Source organism: Arthrobacter sp. ISL-95 (assembly GCF_018613695.1).
Classification (GTDB): Bacteria; Actinomycetota; Actinomycetes; order Actinomycetales; family Micrococcaceae; genus Arthrobacter.
Genome location: NZ_JAGGPR010000003.1, coordinates 188,972 through 207,166, shown reverse-complemented (window position 1 = coordinate 207,166; position 18,195 = coordinate 188,972). Strand labels below are relative to the sequence as shown.

Sequence of the window (18,195 nt, the reverse complement as noted above, 5' to 3'; positions counted from 1 at the left end):
AAAGATCGCTTTTCCTAACGTGATTGTAGATCCATACTGATGGAAACAAACAAACTTCTCCGTCCCAGAAGGAGCTCCCATGACCAGCACACTCCCGGATGCCACCGCCCCGCGCACCCAGGATTCCGGGCAGTTCGATGCTTTGGCCCAGGAAGCCATCGCGTTGGTCCGCCACTGGCTCACCGAAGCCAGCAAGATCCCCGTGGATGTATCCGCCCAGCGCCTCGCCGGTGTCCTGAAGGACCCGAACGGCCTTGACTTCACAGTCGGATTCGTCGACGGCGTCATCCGCCCCGAGGACCTGTCGGTCGCCGGCCGCAAGCTCGCAGAACTCGCTCCCAAGGTGCCTAAGTTCCTCCCGTGGTACATGCGCAGCGCTGTCCGCGTGGGCGGCGTCATGGCACCGATCGTCCCGCAGGTAGTCATCCCGATCGCCCGCCGCGTACTCCGCGAAATGGTTGGCCACCTGATTGTGGATGCCACTGACGCCAAGCTCGGCCCGGCCATCGCCAAGATCCGCCAGGACGGTGTTCACCTCAACGTCAACCTCCTTGGCGAAGCAGTCCTGGGTGAGCACGAAGCCCAGCGACGTCTGGACGGAACACTGAAGCTCCTTGCCCGCGACGATGTGGACTACGTCTCCATCAAGGAATCCTCCACCGTGGCACCTCACTCCCCATGGGCCTTCGACGAAGCCGTGGATCACGTAGTGGAAAAGCTCACCCCGCTGTACCGCCTCGCCGCGTCCTTCCCCAAGCCCAAGTTCATCAACCTGGACATGGAGGAATACAAGGACCTCAGCATGACCATTGCGGTGTTCAAGCGCATCCTGGACATGCCCGAGTTCAAGAACTTGGAGGCCGGCATCGTCCTCCAGGCCTACCTCCCGGACGCCCTCGGTGCCATGCAGGAACTGCAGGAATGGGCTTCGGCCCGCCGCGCCCAGGGTGGCGCTCCCATCAAGGTCCGTGTGGTCAAGGGCGCCAACCTTCCCATGGAGCAGGTTGAAGCTTCCCTGCACGACTGGCCGCTGGCTACCTGGGGCACCAAGCAGGACTCGGACACCAGCTACAAGAACGTCATCAACTACGCCCTCACCCCGGAGCACATTGACGCCGTCCGCATCGGCGTCGCAGGCCATAACCTGTTCGACGTCGCCTTCGCCTGGCTGCTCGCCAAGGAGCGCGGCGTGACGAAGGGTATTGAATTCGAGATGCTTCTGGGCATGGCCACCGGCCAGGCCACGGCTGTCCGCAAGGACGTCGGCAGCCTCCTGCTTTACACACCCGTGGTCCACCCGGGCGAGTTCGACGTCGCCATTGCCTACCTGATCCGCCGCCTCGAAGAAGGTGCCAGCCAGGAAAACTTCATGAGCGCAGTCTTCGAGCTCAGCGAAAACGAAGCCCTCTTCAAGCGCGAACAAGAGCGTTTCCTGAACTCCTTGGCCGAAATGACGGACCAGGTTCCTGGCCCCAACCGGCAGCAGGACCGTCGCCTCCCTGCTGAGCCTGCACCGCTCGAAGGCTTCCGCAACACCCCTGACACGGACCCAGCCCTCCCGGCCAACCGCGCCTGGGGCCGCGACATCCTCAGTCGCATCCACGGTTCCACTGCCGGCAACAAGATCGTGGAATCCACCAAGGTCTCCGACGCCGCCCAGCTGGACCGCATCATTGCCACAGCCGTGGACCACGGCAAGGCTTGGGGCGCTCGTCCCGCAGCTGAGCGTGCAGCCATCCTGCACCGAGCCGGTGAGGTCTTGGAAGCCCGCCGCGCTGAGCTCCTTGAGGTCATGGCTTCCGAAACCGGCAAGACCATCGACCAAGGCGACCCCGAGGTCAGCGAAGCAATCGACTTCGCGCACTACTACGCTGAGCGCGCCAAGGACCTGGAAACGGTGGACGGTGCCACGTTCGTCCCAGCCAACCTCACCGTGGTGACGCCCCCGTGGAACTTCCCGGTGGCGATCCCCGCAGGCTCGACGCTGGCAGCGCTCGCCTCAGGGTCCGCCGTCGTCATCAAGCCCGCAAAGCAGGCCCGCCGCTCCGGTTCGGTCATGGTGGATGCGCTGTGGGAAGCCGGCGTGCCGCGTGAAGTGCTGGCCCTGGTGCAGCTTGAAGAGCGCGAGCTCGGCACCCAGTTGGTTTCGCACCCGAGCGTTGACCGGGTCATCCTCACCGGTGGCTACGAAACTGCTGAACTGTTCCGTTCCTTCCGTCAGGACCTGCCGCTGCTCGCGGAGACGTCCGGTAAGAACGCCATCATCGTCACCCCGAGCGCTGACCTGGACCTCGCTGCCAAGGACGTGGTCTACTCGGCATTCGGCCACGCGGGACAGAAGTGCTCGGCTGCCTCGCTGGTGATCCTGGTGGGCTCGGTGGCCAAGAGCGCCCGCTTCCACAACCAGCTGATTGATGCCGCCCGCTCCCTGACGGTGGGCTACCCGGAGAATGCCACCACACAGATGGGGCCGATCATCGAACCGGCCAACGGCAAGCTCCTGAACGCCCTCACCACCCTGGGCGACGGCGAAAGCTGGGCGATTAAGCCCGAGCGCCTCGACGAAACCGGTCGCCTGTGGTCCCCTGGCATACGCTCCGGCGTCAAGCGTGGTTCCTACTTCCACCTCACTGAGTTCTTCGGCCCGGTCTTGGGTGTCATGACCGCCGAAACGCTCGAGGAAGCCATCGCCATCCAGAACGAGATCGAGTACGGCCTCACCGCCGGCCTGCACTCCCTGGACTCCGCCGAAATGGGCGTCTGGTTGGACACCATCCAGGCCGGAAACCTGTACGTCAACCGCGGCATCACCGGCGCGATCGTCCAGCGCCAGCCGTTCGGTGGATGGAAGAAGTCGGCAGTCGGCGCCGGAACCAAGGCCGGTGGACCGAACTACCTCATGGGCCTGGGCAGCTGGCTTCCCGCCGAAGCCAAGGCCAAACGCGGCACTATGCTCCAGGGTGCCGCTGCGCAGCTTCTCTCTGCTGCAAAATCCGCTGATGTAACGGCAGAGGAACTCCAGACCCTCCAGCAGTCGCTCTTCAGCGATGCAGTGGCTTGGGAATCCGAGTTCGGCACCACCAAGGATGTCTCCGCCCTGTCCGCAGAGCGCAACGTCTTCCGCTACCGCTCCCTCCCCGTCACCATCCGCCTCTCCGAAGGCGAGCGGCTCGCCGAGCTGCTCCGCGTTGTAGCAGCCGGCGCAGTGGCGGGCTCGGCGCTCAAGGTGAGCTCCGCCGTCGTGCTTCCCGACGCCGTGGTGAGCGTGTTCGCGAACCTGGGCGTCAGCGTCCGGATCGAGGACGACGCCGCGTGGCTGGCCCGTGCGGCAAAGTTCGACGCCGGCCGGATCCGCCTGATCGGTGGCGACTTCGCTGCGCTGAGCGCAGCCATGGGTGGCCGACCGGACGTGGCCGTTTACCACGGTGTGGTGACCCAGGCCGGCCGGATCGAGATGCTGCCGTTCCTCCGTGAGCAGGCCGTATCCATTACCGCCCACCGCTTCGGCACCCCGAACCACCTCTCGGACCACCTGATCTAGGACGTCCAGGGCGTGCGCGCCGAGGGGTGAGCTCTCGGCGGAAAGAGTGCGTGAAAAGGTTGAAAGCTAACCCCTCGGCGGGGCGTCCTATGGCGGGCGTGCGTCGAGGGGTTAGCTTTCGGCTTTATGGGCGCTCCAAAGGGGTGAGATCTCGCCCCTCGGCGGGGGCGCTCAAGCCTCCGCGTAGCCCAGCCTTTGCAACCGTCGCCGGGCGGCTTGCTCGCTTGGCCCGTGGGAACCCAGGGCATACCGGACCATGCCCAGCACGGCACGGGCTGCGGTGATGACGGGCAAGGGAACCGGACCTATCCCGGGACGAGCGATGCCGAGCATCTCGCGGTACTTGGGTTCAAGGCTTGCGACGGCGGCCGCGAACAGGATGGTGTAGCCGGGTTTCAGGAGCGGGCTCAGGGGTGGATGGCGGATGAACGACACCGTCTCGGCAAGCCGCTCGTCTGCCCGGAGTATCCCGGAGGCGTACCACTGCTCGAGCTCGTCACGGACCTGGTCCTCGGTGAGCGGCGGGTCTACAACTCCCATGAGTCGTCCGGCCGCTGCCCACTCGCGCACGTAGGCATCGGGGCCGCCGGGGATCGGTCGGCCCCAAATGCGGTTGGCGGTGATAAAGGAGTCCGCGTAGGTGACGTGCACCCAGCGGAGGAGTTCGGGATCGTTGGCGGCGTACTTCCGAACCACTCCGTTGCCGTCCACGTAGGTCCCCCGTACGCTCTCGTGGATCTTCCGGACGCGGGCCGTCGCTGCTTCGGCGGCCTCGGTGGAACCGTACGTCACCGTGAAAATCCAGCGGACCGTGTTCGCCAAACGGCCGAGCGGATCTTTTTGGAAGCCGGAGTGCTCGTACACCCCCGCTAATGCCCCGGGGTGCAGGGCTTGCATCAGCAGCACGCGGATCCCGGCCACGATGGTAGCTACATGACCGTGCACCGCCCAGACTGCCGAGCCTGGAAGGTGATATCCGGCGTCGTTTCCTTCAGCGAGGCGCGGGACCCACTCCGGAGGCGTGCCCGACGTCCCCGTGAACGTGCGCTGCAGTTCGTGCCTGTACTCCGTGAGGTAGTTCCTCATAGATCCCATGAGACCTCGCTTTGGCTCCCCTGTACAGGGGAGCCAAAGCTGGGGCTAGCTGCGGACGCGGCGCCGTTTCGGTGCTGCCGCCACGAGCAGCGCGGCGATGGCGACGGCGGCACTGAGGATCAGGCCCGGACGGTACTGTTCCAGCATGGCTTGGGCGCTGACGGTTCCGGCTGCCTGACCGTGACCGCTGACCAAGGCCGTGGTGACCGCCAGAACCAGGGCGGCTCCCACTTGGGTGCTGGTCTGGATCAAACCGGCAGCCAGCCCTTGTTCGGAGTCCTTGATCCCGGCAGTCGCCTGGACGTTGATGGACGGGAACGCCAGCGCGAAACCGATACCCAGCAGGACCACCGACGGCAGGATGTCCAACACGTAATTTGGCGTGGTACCCACCCGGAGGAACAGGACATACCCCAGGCCAAGCGCCGTGAGCCCGGTCAGGATCAGTTGTGTTGCGCCGAACTTCTCAATGAGGCGGTCTGCAAACGGGGCACTGGTAGCCACCAACAGACCTGCCGGCAGCAGGGCCAACGCCATCCCCAGGGGCGTCCAGCCCAGCACCGACTGGAGGTACATGGTGACGATGAACTGGAAACTGAGGTAGGAGCCGAACAGCCCCACCGCGCTGAGGTTTGCCTTGGCCACCCAGCCTTCCTTGAGGATGCTGAAGCGGATCAGGGGATGCTTGACCTTGTTCTCGATCACCGCGAAGGCAGCCAGCACGGCGATGGACACTGCGAATCCGGCGATTGTTGCCACAGATCCCCAGCCCTGCTCCGGTGCTGAAACCAAGGTGTACACGAGGCCAAGCATGCCCAGCGCGAGGGTCACGGCTCCCCAGAGATCGTGCCCGCTGTTCTCCGCCGATGGTTTGTCCTTGGGGATGAACTTCATGCCTAAAAGGACAACGACGACGGCGATGGGCACCGAGACGAGGAACGTAAAACGCCAACTCAGGCTGGTCATCAGGCCGCCCACCACCAGGCCCAGCGAGAAGCCGCTGGCACCGAACGTGGTGAAGATGGACAACGCCTTGTTGCGCTCGCGGCCTTCGGCGAAGTTGGTGGTGATGATGGAGAACCCGGTGGGTGCGGTGAACGCGGCGGCCAGTCCCTTGATGAACCGCGTAGCGATCAGGATGGCGGGGTCGTCCACCAGCCCGCCAAGCAAGGACGCCGCGGCGAAGACCGTCAACGCGATGAGGAAGATTCGACGCCGGCCCAACAGGTCCGCCAGGCGGCCGCCCAGGAGCAGCAGGCTCCCGTAGCCGAGGACGTAGGCGGAGACTATCCACTGCAGGGAGTCGGTTCCCAGGTTGAGTTCCTGCCCGATGGAGGGCAGCGCAACGCCGACCATGGAGACGTCCAGTCCGTCCAACGCCAGGACGGTGCACACAACCATGAGCAGCAGCCACTGGGCGCGGGTCCAGTGAACGGCTGTGACCAAAGGCGGCTCAGTTGAGGTTTTGAGGGTGGTGGGTGATGTCATGATTTTGAATGTACATGACGCGTCATTCAATGACAAGGAATATGATGTGTCATCTTATGACGTGGATTCTAACGGCGTAATGAACTAGAATCAGGGCATGGCAACGACGCGTGACCGTCAACTGCATGACCGCCAATTGGTGGAACAGTGGCGCAGCATCCAAAACTCCTACTTCCGCACCGCAGGAGCGATCGATCGCGCGCTGGAAGCCAAATTCGACATTGGACTCAATGAGTTCGAAATACTGGACCTCGTAGCCGAAAGCGAAGAGTCTGCGTGCCGGATGAAGGCCTTGGGGGAGCGCACCCCTATGACGCAGAGCGCCGTCTCCAAGGTGGTGGACAGGCTCGAAAAAGCGGGCCTGGTGTCCCGCCAAACTTGCGTGGACGATCGCCGGTCCCTCTTCCTGGAACTCACTGAGGAGGGCCGCGCGCTCCACGCCAATGCCGCCGTCGAGCACCGCGCGTTGCTCAAGGAAAACCTGGGCTCCTAGCCGCCGAAACCAAAGCTCAAGATTCTTGAGCCAAAACTGAGCCAACCTTTCGGCAGAAGGCGCCCGTGAAGCCTTTATTTCTCCCCTGATACCGGCAACAATGGTGCTTGCACGCCAGGCTGGGGTTTGGTGCCGCTGTCTTTGGGGAGTGTTTTGTGGGCAAGCATCATGAATCAGACCGGGCAGTAAAACTGATCCGCACCGTAGGGTTCCATCGCGTTCTGATCGCTGGAAGCCTCGCGGTCCTTGCCTTCTTCGCGTTTGGCTTCCAACCCCTGAACGCTGTCTCCAGCAGCTCCGAGGGCGGAGCACTGGCGCAGGGTGTGGTGGAACCAACTGCTCTGGGCACACTGACGCCACCGGACGCCGAGACCCTGGTCATCGACCCCACCCTGGAACCACCCCGGCAGGTTGCCGGCACGCCCATGGTCTATTTTGACCGCGCCGTGGTCCGCACTGTCAGCAAAGACGGCTCCACAGGCCTCACCGTTGCCTCCGCAGGCATGTCCCGCCCGCCGGCAGGGGCTCTGTACGCGCCCCTTGAAGTTCTCAACCCGAGTTCGCCCTATGGTTACCGCTACAGCCCATTGACCGGGCTGGCAGGCGAGTTCCACTGGGGTCAGGACTACGCAGCCGCCTGCGGAACGCGCGTCTACGCTGCCGACGCCGGAGTTGTCAGGGCGGTCGGCTGGCACATCTGGGGCGGTGGAAACCGGGTGGAAATCGAGCACGGCAACGGCCTGGTCACCACCTACAACCACCTCCAGGCAATCGGCGTCACTCAGGGCCAATCGGTGCGGGTAGGCGAGGTCATTGCAGAGGTCGGGACCACCGGCTGGTCCACGGGCTGCCACCTCCACTTCGAGACGATCGTTAACGGGCTACACACCAACCCCAACGGCTGGACCTACCTAGCTATGCGGCAGATTGATCCGCTGCAGACCATCACCATGGTGAACTACCAGCCCGGCGTGGGTACAGGCGCTTCGGCCACTCCGCAGTGGGCTGTACCGGTAGCCGACGGCACCACCCGGGCTGTCATTGGTGGAGAGCACGAAAACGACGAACCGCTTCCGGTTCCACCCGCCGCTCCGTCCGGCACCACTCCGTCCGGCACCACCCCGTCCGGCACCACCCCGCCGGGCAGCTCTGGTGGCACCACTCCACCGGTCACCACGACGCCTGCCACCAACCCGCCTGCCACCACGCCGCCGGTTCAAACCACGACGTCGACGCCCACACCTTCTGTGACGGCAACGCCGACGCCGACAACTACTGCCACGCCAACCCCGACAACTACTGCAACACCAACACCAACGCCGACTCCGACCACCACAGCGACGCCGACACCGACTGGAACCAGCACGCCACCGCCGTCGACCAGCGCTCCGGGTACCAGCACCGTACCGCCGGCGTTGACTACGACCCCGCTGGTGCCGTCCCTGCAATCGCCTGTGGTGCCGGCTGTTGTTGCACCCGCACCCGTGGCGCCCGCGGTTGTTGCACCAGCACCTGTTGCGCCCGCGGTTGTTGCACCAGCACCTGTTGCGCCGGCACCAGTGGTTAGCCAGGCCGTCGTCCCGGTAGCTCCGGCCCCTCCGGCCCCTCCGGCCCCTCCGGTGGCACCGACAACCTCGCCCGCCGCGGTACTTCCGACGTCGCTGCCGGCAGTGATCCTTCCGCCCGGATACATCCTGATCGCCCCGGACCTGGTCCAGCGGCCGGACGGTGTTATTGTGCCGTTGTCCTCGCTCATCCTTCCGACGCCCTAGGTTTCGCGGCCCACGCCAGCTCCCGTAAACTCGACTGCGGCAATCCCGCCAGACGACGTCGTCAGGAAGCGAATCCCATGACCAGCCTGTACAGCATTCCCCTCACGTTCAACGATGGCACCGAAGGTGACTTCGGCCGCTTCGAGGGCAAGGCGGTCTTGGTGGTAAATGTCGCTTCCGAGTGCGGCTTCACGCGCCAGTACGCAGGTCTCGAGGAACTGTACGGCAAGTACCGCGGCCAGGGTCTGGAGATCCTCGGGGTGCCGTGCAACCAGTTTGGCGGGCAGGAGCCGGGTGCGGACCACGAGATCGCAGAATTCTGCGAGCGGAACTTCGGTGTGTCCTTCCCGCTGACCAGCAAGGCCAACGTCCTGGGCAAGCAGCAACATCCCTTGTTCGCGGAGCTGGCCCGGGACGAAGAGGGGCAACCGGCCAAGGTGAAGTGGAACTTCGAAAAGTTCGTCATAAACCGTGAGGGTGAACTTGTGGCGAGGTTCCCATCCGCAGTGGAGCCTGACTCCGAAGACCTGATGAAAGCAGTGGAAGAAGCACTGGTGTAAAGGCCGCTGATCCTGAAGGGAGAAAAGTAATTTTCCAACATTCCGCCGGAAGTTAGCCAGTTGTTGGCTTGTTGTCTGGTTGGATTGGAACTACTGGAATGACACGGGAGAAGCCGTCTCCCACCCAACGCTAAGGCGAAGCTATGGAGCTCATCGAGGCCGAATACCCCAAACCAGGTCATGTGCTTTTGCACCTGAGCGATCTTCACCTGGTGGGTGGTCCCGGCACACTTCACGGCTCGGTAGACAGTGCAGCCAGGCTCAGGGAGATCTGCGAGCAAATCATCGCCTCGAAGATCCGGCCCGAGGCCATCATTTTCACCGGAGACCTCGCCGACAAGGGCGAGCTGGAAGCCTACGAGCATCTCCGCGAGATGATTGAACCCCTCTGCGCGTCGCTGGGAGCCAAAGCCATTTGGGCCATGGGTAACCATGACAACCGGGCAAACTTCCGTTCAGCGTTCGCCGACGCCTCTGCGGCCAGCAAGCCACAGGATCCCGTGGACCGCAGCTACTTCGTCAACGGACTTCGCATCATCACGCTGGACACTACGGTCCCCGGCCATCACTACGGTGAACTTTCAGAATCGCAGCTGGAGTGGTTGGAGGCCGAGTTGGCAACGCCGGCCCCGGACGGCACCATCCTGGCTCTCCACCACCCGCCCGTCCCGTGCGTGCAGGACCTCGCCGTCCTGGTGGAGTTGCGGGGCCAAGCCGCACTGGCCGCCGTCGTGCGTAATACGGATGTCCGCACCATCCTGGGTGGCCATCTGCACTACTCGACGACGGCGAGCTTCGCCGGAATCCCTGTGTCGGTCGCCTCAGCTACGTGTTACACCCAGGACCTGGCAGTACGCGCCGGCGGACAGCGCGGGCGTGACGGAGCGCAGTCGTACAACATGATCCATGTTTACGAGCACACGATTGTGCACTCGGTGGTGCCGATGTCCGGTGGCGTCACCGTTGGCGAGACCCTGGATGCAGCCGAGGTTCAGCGGCGGCTGGCGGCGGCCGGGATCCGTATTCCGCACGAGTCCCGGGTAGGGGCCCATACGTCGCCGGGCACCCACACCTCGTCGCTTCCGCTGGTTTCTCCTGGCGGTTTTACTTCTCCCAAGGCGCCTTGACGGGGAAGTACTTTTCAAGGAAGTCGGTCACCAGGTCGGCGCGTTCGTTTGCCTCAACCTCGGGGAAGCTGCCGTCATTGAGGCAGAAGAAATCCATGTGGCGCTTTGCCAGGAGCTTGGGCAGATAGTGCAACCCGGCCCACATGGTTGAGTCCACATACCTGACCTTGGCGCTGGTCTGCGTGACGGCACGGCCGGTGAGCAGGGCGTAATAGTGGTAGAACGAGTTGGTCACGGAGATGTTGTCCGCGGCCCGGAACCGGCTCCCGGCAGTCTTGGCGAACTCGGCCGGGAATTCCTTCTCCATCCGCGCCACAACACTCCTGCGCAGTGGCGCCGCGGTGTGCTCAAGGTGCCGGGTGGTGATCCGGCCGAAGCGCTCCCACAACAGCTTGCGGTTCACACGGGCTGCGTTCTCAAAACCGCTGCGGTCGGCGTCGTTCTCGCCCAGGCCGATCCGGGTGTCCGCTTCAATGAACTTGGTAATGCCGCCCGGCGTGAAGAACATGTCAGGACCCACGGGACGGCCAAAGAACATGTCGTCATTGGAGTACAGGAAGTGTTCCGAGAGGTCCTTGATGTGGTGCAGCTGGCATTCCACTGCCTGTGAATTGTGGGTGGGCAGTACGGAGGGGTCGGCAAAGAACTCCTCGCTCCGGACGATGGTCACTGACGGGTGGTCGGCCAGCCATTCCGGTGCGGGGGAGTCGGTGGCGATGAAGATCCGCCGGATCCACGGGGCGAACATGTGCACTGACCGCAGCGCGTACTTCAGCTCATTGATCTGCCGGAATCGTGCCTCATGGTCATCGCCCTCGCCGAGGACAGCCTCTGCCTGCTGTGCACGCCTCCGGGCGATGTACTCGGGGTCGCTGCCGTCCACCCACGAGAAAACGATGTCGATGTCAAAGTCGATGTCGCTGGCATGGTCAGCGAACATGTTCTCAATGGTGGGCCAGGACAGGCCATGCCGCTGGACCGTGCCGCGCACTGCGTCCTGACGCAGCATGGTGCGGCGGGTCAGGGAATTCTCCACAGGGAGTTCCAAGTGGTCGCCCTCGAACCTCCACAGCTCAAGTTGCACGCCCAAAGCCGGGCCGTACCAGAGACCGCCGCCGATCTCGACGCGCGGCCGGTACACGCGGAAGATCCGGGATTTCCGGTTTGCGGACAGCTCGCCGTCGGCCACCAGCACCGAGGTCTTCTTCTTGGCGTCCACGGTCATGGAATAGAAAGGCTCGTTCCGGAACGCCGAAACCAAGGCCTCGCGGACGTCTTTTCGTGACTCCCAGTCAACGGCGATAACGGGCCGCTCATCATTTCCGCGCACCAGGATGAAATCGATCCCTGCAGCGTCCAAAGCGGCCCTGACGGCCAGAAGATCGGACACCATGGCCTGTTGCGGGGTCAGGTCGTCGTTGACCAGGGCGTACCGCCCACGGTGACGGACGACGTCGGACCTGTGCCTAAGATGCGCGACGACGGCAGGCGAGATCGCCTCAGCAATCGTGTCCTCTTCGATGGACGGGCTGCCGTGGTAAATCGGATCGACCTGTGCTTGTGTGATGGCTGTATCTCCGGGATCTTTGCGGTGCGGGTTGCTCTAAGACTCTAAAACTATGATGCGCTGGAACCTAGATCGAAAGGGCTTCCCGCCAGCTGCGGAGGAATGCGCCGCCGGCGTCGTCGTGGATCACGTCATCAGCCAGTTCAAGGTCGGCTGCCGTCAAGATGGTGTAGGGCTTCACCGGTACCCCATCTGCCGGCCGAACATCCACGTGCTTCACATCATGATCGTTGTGGTGAAGCCAGTCTGCCATGGCGTAGTCCGTACGGGAATCACCCACGGTTCGCCAGGAGAGCGGGGTGATGCCTTGCGCTGCCAGGAGTTCAACCGCGCGGCTGGCTCCGAGGTCCTTGCCCAGGCGGACGGATTCGATGTCCGTGGAGATGATGGTGGGGTCCAGGCGGTAGTCCGCGGTGTCATCGGACTCCGGCGCATGGTGGTCCAGGATGGCGGCGTTGAGGCCGTGGCGTCCCATGATTTCCAGGGCATCGGCGTCGAAAAGTTTCTGCTCGCCCAAGTAATCCGCGCTTGGAACATCCACGTGCTGCTCCACCGAAACCATGGCGCGCTTGGTCTCATCGAAAAACATGTGCGCCGAGTAGTCTTCGGCAACGAGCCTGCGGATATCGTCCCCGTAGGCTTTGGGCACGGCGAGCCCGTGGTCCACATGGATGGGACCAGGGCCTTCGGCTGTGTAGCTGAACCAGACGGCGCCCTTTTCGCAAATAGCGTGAATGACGGTGTCTGCGGGCATTCCCGCCGCAATCATGGGTTCCATGACCTGTTCGCTGATAAACGCATCCGAGCGGCCCGTGTTGAAGATGACCGGGATGCCTGCAGAAGCCAAGGCAACCATGTCCGCAATGATGTCCGGCTTGACGTCGCGCGTTACAGGGCTGGCGATGGGACCATCGACGTCCAGCAACAGCGCCAGCGCGGGCGTCGTCCGGGCAGCGGTCCGGTGAGTACCTTGGAACGGTTGAGTCATGTCCCCATTCTGTCAGTCCCGAAGGTTCCCTTCACAGCTGTGACGTCTGTGACGCCATACGAAGGTTAGTCACCTTTTGGCCACAACCTCCCTGTGCTGCGGGTCACAAGTTCCGTTAGAGCGGCATCTTCCATAGGCTTGCAGGGTGATCTTCAAAGCTGTGGGCGAGGGACGCCCGTACCCTGACCATGGATACTCTGCGCCGCGGGACTGGGCTGCCCTGCCCCCGCGCCCTGTCCGCCTCGACGAACTCGTTACCACCAAACGGACCCTGGACTTGGAGGCGCTGTTGGCTGAGGATTCAACCTTCTTCGGTGATCTGTTCCCGCACGTGGTCCAGTATCAAGGGGTCCTGTACCTCGAGGACGGGCTTCACAGGGCTGTCCGCACGGCGCTCCACCAAAGGACAGCCATTCACGCACGGGTATTGGTGATCGATGGCTAACAAGCGCAGGCGTCCCAAAGATGTGACGCAACTTCACGGGCACCGGGTGGTCACAGGTCCCGAGCTCCGGGCAACCTTCGCCGAGGACCAGCAAGCGCACAAAAGCCGCTTTCGCCGGAGGCTGTTCCATGGAATCGTCCTTGTCCTGCTGGTGGGCCTCATAGCTGCCGGAGCCGTGGGCGCGTGGGCCATCATGAACGGCGTGGTCAAGGTTCCCAGCGCAATTGCCAGCAAAGCTCCAACCAGCCTGTGCCCGGCCACCACGTTCGACTACGTGCCGAACGAGACCGTGACCCTCAACGTCTTCAACGCCACCTCCAGTGGAGGGCTGGCAGGAACCGTCGCAGACCAGTTCACGGCCCGTGGCTACAAGGTGGCTTCAGTGGACAACAGCAATACCGCCTATTCGGGCGTTGGCGTTGTGGTCTCAGGCGTCAAAGGCCAGGCGGCGGCGTTCAACATCCAGCGGAACGTTGCCGGAACTGACTACTTCGAGGACAACCGCGAGGACGAATCAGTGGACGTCGTCCTGACGCCAGGTTTCGAAGGCTTGGTGGAGCCACAATTAGTGGATCAGACACCTGGCATGCTGCAATGTCCGCGGGAGAATCTGCGGGTCGCGGACAACTCCAAATGGCCCATCATTCCCACCCTTCCCGCGGGGCAGTGACTGGATGCGCTTGCCCGTTTCGATGGGTAGCTGCGCCACGTGCCGTGCGCACGGCATAGTATGCAGCCGGCCCACGAATCGGAAGGTGTCCGTTGCCTCGGCTTGCTCAACCAGCCAAGGCGTCGTGGGCCGCCGCTTCCAGTCGGATGGGCCTGCCGGCTTCGTCGAACCGGGCTCCCGCGCCCAACTGAATAAAGCGGACCGTTTGCGCTGTGTGACGCTCGTCGGCCGTGTGAAGTTCAACAGCTGTGTGAAGCTCGACGTCGGAGGGTGGCGACGGTGGGGGAGTCTCGCCGTCGGGCGTTCGGTTGCGGCGTGCGGCGCTCGCTGAGAGCGTTCCGAGAATGAGCCGCGCCAACTGCGCGACGTCGACATCCGGCAGGTAACCCTGCCGGACGCCGTCGTGGAGGATGTTCTGCAACAGGACGTTGAGGTCACCCACATGGTCGGCGAGCTTGGCGAAAGACCCGGGGGAGAGGACAGCAGCCATGGCCGGGCCCGGGGGCAGGTGGCGCCGGCTGAGATCCTCCACCTGGGCGCGGACATAGAGGGCAAGGCGGTCAACCGGGTTTTCCAGCGCGGCCAGAGAATCACGCAGGTCCACAATGAAGCGCTCAGTCTCGTCCAAGGCGTACGCGATGAGCAGTTGCTCCATGTCCGCGTAATAGTTGTACACCGCGGTGCGTCCCACGCCGGCGTGGCGGGCCACGTCCGTCATGGTGAGTCCGGGGAGGCCATGGGTGAAGAGGAGCTCTCCGAACGCGGTCAGAATCCGACGTTGGGTCTCGGCGCGTTGGGCAGCATTCGTGGCGGCCGTGATCCTTGGCATACAGACACTTTACCGTGATCTGTCAGCAAACGAGTGCGCGGCACAAGCGTGGGCGAGGCGGGCGGTAACATCGTCAACAACCACATAACAAGCATCTAGGGGGCGACTTGCGCGCAACGGTCAAAGACGTAGCGCGCCGTGCCGGGGTCTCGCCCAAAACGGTTTCGAACGTGATGAATGGGATCGTGCAGGTTAGTGCCCCCACGCGGCTCAGGGTTGAGCAGGCCATGGCGGAGCTGGATTACGTCCCCAACCTTTCGGCGCGCGGGCTGCGGAACGGGCGATCAGGAGTTATTGCGCTGGCGTTGCCCGATTTGGCCACTCCGTACTCGGCGGAGGTGGCCCACCATATTGTGGAAGTAGCCCACGAGCAGGGCTGGATTGTCCAGATCGAGGAAACGGGCTCGGATCCGCAGCGCGAGCAGGAGCTCATGACCCGGGCGCGCTCCAACCTGATCGACGGACTGATCCTCAACCCCGTGGTGCTGGACGAGAGCGCAGTCAAGGTTGGCGTAGCCCTGCCTCCGGTGGTTCTCCTGGGGGAAGTAACGCAGCAATTGGCTGACCGCGTGTTTGTCGACAGCCTTGGGGCGGCCCGGGACATGACGCTTGCGCTCGCCAAAACAGGACGCAAGCGCATCGCCGTCCTGGGCACCACACAAGGGCGGGGATCCGCGGCGGCCATCCTGCGCACGCAAGGCTATGAAGCCGCCATGGACTCACTGGGTATTCCGCGGGATGAGTCGCTGCTGATTCCTTGCGAAAAGTGGACCCCGGAAACGGCGGCGAAGGCTCTTGGTGCCTTCTTGGATACGAATCCGGTTCCTGATGCCTTGTTCTGCTTCACCGACTCCATGGCAATAGGTGCTTTGAGCGTGCTCTGGAAGAGGGGTTTGAGGGTTCCGGAGGACATCGCCGTGGCGGGGTTCGATGACATTGCCGATGGTCGCTATGCCGTTCCTTCGCTGACCACGGTTTCCTTTGACAAGCGAACCATGGCCAGCGAGGCCCTGCGACTTCTTACGGAGCGCATGGGGGACAGGGCTCATGGCCAGCGAGTTGTCAGCGTGGAGTACAGCATTGTGGAGCGGGACAGCAGCGGGGCCTGAAACGAGAGCAAGCGACTAAATTGTGCGCGCTAACAATTTTCTCTTGCCCTCGCTATTACATCGATGTAATGTGAGACCTGCGTCACCCCCGGGCCAACCTTCACCCGAGAGCGGGGGCGCACCGGAGCCGGAAATTTATGCAGTAGCAGTGCAATATCGCGCTGGAGCAAACGCAGTGCAGCAGTGACCTTTCAGCGGACCCATCCAAAGGAGTGACGGGTGAAGCAGTTTGAATCTTTGACCGGGAAACAGTTGTCCCGGAGACAGTTAATGACAGGATCAGCCCTCCTTGGCGGAGGACTCCTGGCCGCAGGCCTCACAGGCTGCGGAGGCGCAGCGCAGGCCGCGGCGGTCCAGGACATCGGGTTCTGGCACCTCCTCTCCGGTGGTGACGGCATCAAGATGCAGGCCATGATCAACGCAGCCAACCAGGCCAACCCCGGATTCAAGGTGCACCCCACAGTGCTTGCCTGGGGTCCGCCGTATTACACCAAACTGGCCATGGCATCGGCGGGAGGGCGCCCACCCGAGGTGGCCATTATGCACGCCAGCAGGGTCCCCGGGTACGCGCCGGGCGGACTCATTGAGCCATGGGATTTGGACTTGCTTGCCGAGAATGGCGTAACGGCCTCCGATTTCGCCCCCAGGATCTGGGAGAAGAGCCAGTACAACGGCAAGGTCTTCTCCATCGCACTGGACTCGCACCCGTTCGTGATGTTCTACAACACGGACATCGCAGGGAAAGCCGGCGTTCTGGCCGCCAATGGTCAGCTTCAGGAAGTCAGCTCGCCGGACGAGTTCAAAGCCATGGCCTTGGAAATGCAGAAGGTCACCAAGGCCCACGGACTCTCCTTCGGGTACCTCGGCAGCGGTTCGCAGATGTGGCGCCTGTTCTACACCCTTTACAAGCAGCACGGCGTTGACATGGAATTGACGCCGGGCCAGCCCATGAAGGTGGAAAGGGAAGCGGCCATTGAATCGCTGGAATTCATGGCCTCACTCTTTGATGACACCATCGCAGCCCAGGCCGGGGATATCAGCACAGGCATCGCGGAGTTTGCCCGCGGCGGATCCGGCATGCTGTTCAGCGGCGTATGGGAGCTGCCCACCATGAAGAACGCTGGAATACCCGTTGATGCGGCCACCATTCCCACGCTGTACGGGACACCCGCCTCCTATGCGGATTCACACTCCTTTGTGCTCCCACGCCAATTGAAGCTGAACGAGGACAAGCGCAGGGACGTCTACAAGTTCGTCACCGATGTCCTCAAGGGATCGCTGTCCTGGGCGGAAGCCGGGCACATCCCGGGCTACCAGCCGGTGGTCCAGTCACAGGCTTACCGCGAGCTCACGCCCCAGATCCATTACGCCAACGCGGCGGACATCATCGCCTACGATCCCGAATCCTGGTTCAGCGGTTCGGGCTCGGACTGGCAAACCTACTTCGCGGAGAACGTCCAGAACGTCCTTCTGGGAAGGGACAAGGCAGCTGCAGGATGGGATGCCTTCGAACAACGCACCAACACCATCCTTTCCCGTCCCAACCCGGTCTAACCGGCCCTGGTACCGAGCGACCCAAGGAGTTCTTGAATGAGTACCTCTACGCTGTCCCGGCCGAGGCCGGAGAATCTACGCAAACCCACCAGCCGGACCCGAAGCAACTTGAGCGGCTGGGGATTCGCCACCCCGTTCCTTGTTTTCTTCCTTGTTTTCCTGGTCTGGCCCATTCTCTACGGCTTTTACATGAGCCTCACGGGCAAGTCCCTCACCGGCGCGAATGACAACCTGATTGGCTTCGCGAACTATGCCGAAGCCCTGGCCGACGCCGATATGTGGCGTTCCTTGGGCAACACCCTCTACTTCACGGTGATCAGCACCGTCCCGCTGGTCCTGGTCGCTTTGGTCATGGCCGCGCTGCTCAACATCGGACTGCCGGCCCAGTGGCTGTGGCGGCTCTCCTACTTCGCACCGTACCTCCTGGCCTCCACAGTGGTTTCACTGTTCTTCACCTGGATGTACAACCCTCAGCTCGGCCTGATCAACGAGTTCCTGACAGGCCTCGGCCTCCCTAGGGTTGCCTGGCTCAATGACCCCAACGTAGCCATGTGGGCGATCGTCATCGCCACTCTCTGGTGGACCGTGGGTTTCAACTTCCTGCTCTACCTGGCCGCCATGCAGAACATCCCGGCCCAGCACTATGAGGCAGCATCCCTGGACGGTGCAGGCGCGTGGCGTCAGTTCTTCTCCATCACCCTGCCGCAGCTCACCCCAACCACGGTGATGATCGTGCTGCTCCAGATCCTGGCGTCATTGAAGATCTTCGATCAGGTGTATCAGATGACCGCGGGTGGCCCCGGTGGATCCACCCGGCCCGTGGTCCAGTACATCTTCGAAACCGGGTTCACCGGTTACCGGCTGGGTTACTCGGCAGCCATCTCCTACATCTTCTTCGGACTGATCGTGGTCATCTCGGTCATGCAGTTCGTCATCACACGCCGCAGGAGTGCATAA

At 63.0% G+C, this 18,195-nt stretch carries 15 protein-coding genes; 10 read left to right on the top strand and 5 right to left on the bottom strand.

From position 1 onward, the window contains the following. Positions 1-79: 79 nt before the first annotated feature. A complete protein-coding gene (locus tag J7I86_RS03210) occupies positions 80-3,541 on the top strand; it encodes a bifunctional proline dehydrogenase/L-glutamate gamma-semialdehyde dehydrogenase (protein ID WP_214815441.1) in 3,462 nt (1,153 codons plus the stop codon). 171 nt (positions 3,542-3,712) lie between these two features. Here J7I86_RS03210 and J7I86_RS03205 read toward each other — a convergent pair whose 3' ends face one another. Both J7I86_RS03205 and J7I86_RS03200 read right to left on the bottom strand, forming a co-directional pair. Beyond that, the gene (locus tag J7I86_RS03205) at positions 3,713-4,636 is read right to left on the bottom strand and encodes an oxygenase MpaB family protein (RefSeq protein ID WP_214815439.1); all 924 of its coding nucleotides are present in this window, start codon (positions 4,634-4,636) and stop codon (positions 3,713-3,715) included. Positions 4,637-4,681: 45 nt separating this feature from the next. Further along, entirely contained in the window at positions 4,682-6,124 is a 1,443-nt protein-coding gene (locus tag J7I86_RS03200) for an MFS transporter (RefSeq protein ID WP_214815437.1), read from the bottom strand. A gap of 97 nt (positions 6,125-6,221) precedes the next feature. On the opposite strand from J7I86_RS03200, the gene J7I86_RS03195 reads away from it, so the two are divergent. The 4 genes from J7I86_RS03195 (at position 6,222) to J7I86_RS03180 (ending at position 10,076) form a co-directional block, all read left to right on the top strand. Continuing rightward, positions 6,222-6,617: a MarR family winged helix-turn-helix transcriptional regulator gene (locus tag J7I86_RS03195; RefSeq protein WP_214815435.1), complete on the top strand. Its 396-nt coding sequence runs from the start codon at positions 6,222-6,224 to the stop codon at positions 6,615-6,617. 155 nt (positions 6,618-6,772) lie between these two features. Then, complete coding sequence (locus J7I86_RS03190) at positions 6,773-8,389, top strand: M23 family metallopeptidase (RefSeq protein WP_214815433.1); 1,617 nt, start codon at positions 6,773-6,775, stop codon at positions 8,387-8,389. 77 nt (positions 8,390-8,466) lie between these two features. Continuing rightward, positions 8,467-8,949 carry a glutathione peroxidase gene (locus J7I86_RS03185; protein ID WP_286179247.1) on the top strand — a complete coding sequence of 161 codons (483 nt, stop codon included), beginning with the start codon at positions 8,467-8,469 and terminating at the stop codon, positions 8,947-8,949. A 143-nt stretch (positions 8,950-9,092) separates the two neighbouring features. Further along, positions 9,093-10,076, top strand: coding sequence for a phosphodiesterase (locus J7I86_RS03180; protein ID WP_214815431.1), 984 nt, complete (start codon positions 9,093-9,095; stop codon positions 10,074-10,076). Here the strand turns inward: J7I86_RS03180 and J7I86_RS03175 are convergent. After that, on the bottom strand, positions 10,054-11,469 hold the full coding sequence (locus J7I86_RS03175; protein WP_286179246.1) for a stealth family protein: 1,416 nt from the start codon (positions 11,467-11,469) through the stop codon (positions 10,054-10,056). The genes J7I86_RS03180 and J7I86_RS03175 overlap by 23 nt on opposite strands. 241 nt (positions 11,470-11,710) lie before the next feature. Further along, positions 11,711-12,631, bottom strand: coding sequence for a hypothetical protein (locus J7I86_RS03170; protein WP_214815429.1), 921 nt, complete (start codon positions 12,629-12,631; stop codon positions 11,711-11,713). 145 nt (positions 12,632-12,776) lie between these two features. Here J7I86_RS03170 and J7I86_RS03165 point away from each other — a divergent pair, with 145 nt between their 5' ends. Together J7I86_RS03165 and J7I86_RS03160 are read left to right on the top strand one after the other, a co-directional pair. After that, complete coding sequence (locus J7I86_RS03165) at positions 12,777-13,076, top strand: type II toxin-antitoxin system VapB family antitoxin (protein WP_062069994.1); 300 nt, start codon at positions 12,777-12,779, stop codon at positions 13,074-13,076. Between the two features lie 22 nt (positions 13,077-13,098). Beyond that, positions 13,099-13,746 (top strand): LytR C-terminal domain-containing protein, encoded by a 648-nt coding sequence (locus tag J7I86_RS03160; protein ID WP_309476651.1) that lies wholly within the window; start codon positions 13,099-13,101, stop codon positions 13,744-13,746. A 106-nt stretch (positions 13,747-13,852) separates the two neighbouring features. On the opposite strand, the gene J7I86_RS03155 is transcribed toward J7I86_RS03160, so the two are convergent. Continuing rightward, entirely contained in the window at positions 13,853-14,575 is a 723-nt protein-coding gene (locus tag J7I86_RS03155; protein ID WP_214815425.1) for a TetR/AcrR family transcriptional regulator, read from the bottom strand. 107 nt (positions 14,576-14,682) lie between these two features. Between J7I86_RS03155 and J7I86_RS03150 the strand changes: the two genes are divergently transcribed. The 3 genes from J7I86_RS03150 (at position 14,683) to J7I86_RS03140 (ending at position 18,195) form a co-directional block, all read left to right on the top strand. Continuing rightward, positions 14,683-15,684, top strand: a complete 1,002-nt coding sequence (locus J7I86_RS03150; RefSeq protein WP_214815423.1) for a LacI family DNA-binding transcriptional regulator — start codon at positions 14,683-14,685, stop codon at positions 15,682-15,684. A 219-nt stretch (positions 15,685-15,903) separates the two neighbouring features. Continuing rightward, positions 15,904-17,238: an extracellular solute-binding protein gene (locus J7I86_RS03145; protein WP_214815421.1), complete on the top strand. Its 1,335-nt coding sequence runs from the start codon at positions 15,904-15,906 to the stop codon at positions 17,236-17,238. Between the two features lie 36 nt (positions 17,239-17,274). Then, complete coding sequence (locus tag J7I86_RS03140) at positions 17,275-18,195, top strand: carbohydrate ABC transporter permease (protein WP_214815419.1); 921 nt, start codon at positions 17,275-17,277, stop codon at positions 18,193-18,195.

What these genes read in the sequence shown, in the direction of transcription:
- J7I86_RS03210 (WP_214815441.1), top strand. Translation starts at nt 80, where the DNA reads ATGACCAGCACACTCCCGGATGCCACCGCCCCGCGCACCCAGGATTCC.
- J7I86_RS03205 (WP_214815439.1), bottom strand. Translation starts at nt 4,636, where the DNA reads ATGGGATCTATGAGGAACTACCTCACGGAGTACAGGCACGAACTGCAG.
- J7I86_RS03200 (WP_214815437.1), bottom strand. Translation starts at nt 6,124, where the DNA reads ATGACATCACCCACCACCCTCAAAACCTCAACTGAGCCGCCTTTGGTC.
- J7I86_RS03195 (WP_214815435.1), top strand. Translation starts at nt 6,222, where the DNA reads ATGGCAACGACGCGTGACCGTCAACTGCATGACCGCCAATTGGTGGAA.
- J7I86_RS03185 (WP_286179247.1), top strand. Translation starts at nt 8,467, where the DNA reads ATGACCAGCCTGTACAGCATTCCCCTCACGTTCAACGATGGCACCGAA.
- J7I86_RS03180 (WP_214815431.1), top strand. Translation starts at nt 9,093, where the DNA reads ATGGAGCTCATCGAGGCCGAATACCCCAAACCAGGTCATGTGCTTTTG.
- J7I86_RS03175 (WP_286179246.1), bottom strand. Translation starts at nt 11,469, where the DNA reads ATGGTGTCCGATCTTCTGGCCGTCAGGGCCGCTTTGGACGCTGCAGGG.
- J7I86_RS03170 (WP_214815429.1), bottom strand. Translation starts at nt 12,631, where the DNA reads ATGACTCAACCGTTCCAAGGTACTCACCGGACCGCTGCCCGGACGACG.
- J7I86_RS03155 (WP_214815425.1), bottom strand. Translation starts at nt 14,575, where the DNA reads ATGCCAAGGATCACGGCCGCCACGAATGCTGCCCAACGCGCCGAGACC.
- J7I86_RS03140 (WP_214815419.1), top strand. Translation starts at nt 17,275, where the DNA reads ATGAGTACCTCTACGCTGTCCCGGCCGAGGCCGGAGAATCTACGCAAA.